Annotated in this window: 3 protein-coding genes; all 3 read left to right on the top strand. The window is 53.1% G+C overall.

Annotation, left to right across the window (positions count from 1 at the left end):
* Window positions 1–422 (top strand): DAHP synthetase I family protein (locus tag AC1DO7_RS40830; RefSeq protein WP_477117528.1); only part of this gene is annotated, 422 nt, incomplete at its 5' end.
* Between the two features lie 46 nt (window positions 423–468).
* Complete coding sequence (locus AC1DO7_RS40835) at window positions 469–1,401, top strand: KpsF/GutQ family sugar-phosphate isomerase (protein ID WP_441614360.1); 933 nt, start codon at window positions 469–471, stop codon at window positions 1,399–1,401.
* Window positions 1,402–1,601: 200 nt separating this feature from the next.
* The gene (locus AC1DO7_RS40840) at window positions 1,602–2,582 is read left to right on the top strand and encodes a beta propeller repeat protein (RefSeq protein WP_477117529.1); all 981 of its coding nucleotides are present in this window, start codon (window positions 1,602–1,604) and stop codon (window positions 2,580–2,582) included.
* The last annotated feature ends 99 nt before the right edge of the window (window positions 2,583–2,681 follow it).

The raw sequence follows: 2,681 nt of genomic DNA on the forward strand, positions 1-2,681 counted from the left end.
GCCCTACGCAAGTCAGGAATATCGTGATGAAGTGCAAAGAGAGCGGGAATCCGAATGTTCTCCTCTGCGAACGAGGCGCGTCCTTCGGCTACGACAATCTTGTCGTCGACATGCTCGGCTTCCGCGAAATGATCAACGCCACCGGTGGTCACCCGCTGATTTTCGATGTCACTCACAGTCTACAGCGACGAGATGCAGGAGCGGAGGCGTCCGGTGGCCGTCGCGGTCAGGTCCTCGAACTGGCGAAAGCCGCTGTCTCGCTTGGTATCGCTGGCCTCTTCCTCGAGGCTCACCCAGACCCCGACAACGCGCTTTGCGATGGCCCGAGTGCACTTCCGCTTGATCTGCTCGAGCCAGTTTTGAAGCAAATCAAGGCGCTTGACGACCTTATAAAGTCTTTTGACACGATAACCGTAAATTGATTTATCGAATAGCAATTTTCGCACGCAACAAATGAATAATAGTCACATCAGCAGCAACGAATTAATTAAGTGGGGAAAGGCGACTCTCCAATCCGAGGCAGACGCAATCTCCGCCCTCCTCCAAGGGATCGACGAATCATTTGCACAAGCTGTGCAACACATCCTTCGCTCGCGCGGGCGGGTCGTTGTCTGTGGCATGGGAAAATCTGGCATAGTCGGAAAGAAAATTGCGGCCACTTTAGCCAGTACTGGAACTCCGAGTTTCTTCATGCACCCCGGCGAGGCTTACCACGGCGATCTCGGCATGGTGACAGCAGAAGATACGTTTCTCGCAATCTCGAACTCCGGCGAAACCGACGAGGTCGTAAAGATAATTCCGTACCTTCGCGATAACGGAAATCATCTGATCTCGATCACTGGGAATCCTGCGTCTACGCTAGCAATGGCAGCACATTGCCATCTGAGTATCGGCGCCGTCGTTGAAGCCTGTCCGTTCCAGTTGGCACCCACATCATCCACCACCGCAACCCTCGCTCTCGGGGATGCACTGGCTGTTGCCGCGATGCGCGCGAAGGATTTTTCCCCCGAGGCCTTCGCTAGGTTTCACCCTGGTGGATCGCTGGGGAGAAGGCTGCTACGGAAGGTGGAGGATGAAATGGTGAGAGACCTACCATTTGTAGAACTCGACACCGGGATTCTGCAAGTGTTGAGCACAATGACAGATGCGAGGTTAGGAATCGCCTTAGTCAGATCCGGCGACGCAGTTGGCGTCATAACCGACGGCGACATTCGTCGGGCGATTGAGCGCCATCGCAGTGCGGTTTTCGAACGAACAGCACGTGACATGATGTCGACCGATCCATTCGCCGTGCCGGTCGGAACGCGCGTGGAGGACGCGTTGGCTCTTATGGACCGTAAAGGTGTCTCGTCGTTGCTCGTAACTCAGAATGACCGCATCGTCGGTGTTTTTAAAAAGTAGCATCCGCACTGCAGAGAAGAATGAACTCTCTTCGCACTCTCGGCATAACATTTATTCTCGGCGCACACATTTTCCTATTGAGTTGCACTGCTCAAGTAGTCAACGGAGGACCACCTGGCACAGTCGTCTCACATCGATTCGCGTCCGACTCGCTATATTTGGGATCACCTTCAATCGCGAAACTGCGTGACGGTACGATAGTGATCTCTCACGACGAGTTCGGACCAGCTGCTAGTGGCGAAAGAACTTTCGTTTACAAGTCGGTCGACCAAGGGGAACACTGGTCTCAAGCGGCCGTCATCGATGGCCAGTACTGGTCATCTATCTTCACTTTCCGGAATAACCTCTATCTACTCGGCACCACAAGTGATCGTGGAGCGCCAATTATCCGCAAGTCCGAAAATGGAGGTATTACCTGGACATCTCCAGACTCGGCCCGCAACGGCTTGTTTCCACTTAGCGGGCGTTATCTTTCCGCCCCTGTCCCAGTTCTCGTTCACGAGGGCAGGCTCTGGCGCTCAATGGAGCGAGTGCAGAAAGCAGGCCTCGAAAGTATCGTATTGTCCATTCCGGAAGATACGCTTGACCTGTTGAACACATCAAATTGGACAATCAGCGCGGGGGCGACTCCCAGTCGACGTTGGCTTGACGGCAGATTTCTCGGATGGATGGAAGGGAATCTCGTCGCAAGCGCAAGTGGCCACGTGACAAATATTCTTCGAGTCAACTACAACGACCGTGAGGAGAAAGCAGCCCTAGTCACTGTCGATTCATCTGGTTCCCGCGCTGAATTCAACCCAGAAACTGGATTCATCAACCTCCCAGGCGGCGGAAAGAAATTCACTATACGCTTCGATGCGAGCAGTGGCTACTACCTCGCTCTATCGAACGCGGTGAAAAATGACTACGCGGGGGGCAACTACGAGCGAGCAAGAAATCGATTATCTCTCATCTACTCTCTCGATTTGCATGATTGGAAGGTCGCCGACGATATAATATTCAATCCAGATTGGAATAGACATGGCTATCAATATGCCGACTGGATCTTCGACGGTGACGATATTTTAACTGCGGTTCGAGTCGCGGCGGACGACTCTCGAGGTGGCGCAAAAAATCAGCACGATTCAAATTACATCACATTCTTGAAAATTAAAAATTTCCGAAAATTACTGCCAAAATGATTCATACCGACTGGCCGCGGGTCCGTCCAAGCGATTGCGCGGCCAGTTCGGAAGCATAGCACCCCACCTTCAATCGGCAGAAATCTGCAACGCCCGTGC

The sequence above is a fragment of the Cupriavidus sp. 05N40 genome (genome assembly GCF_056397305.1).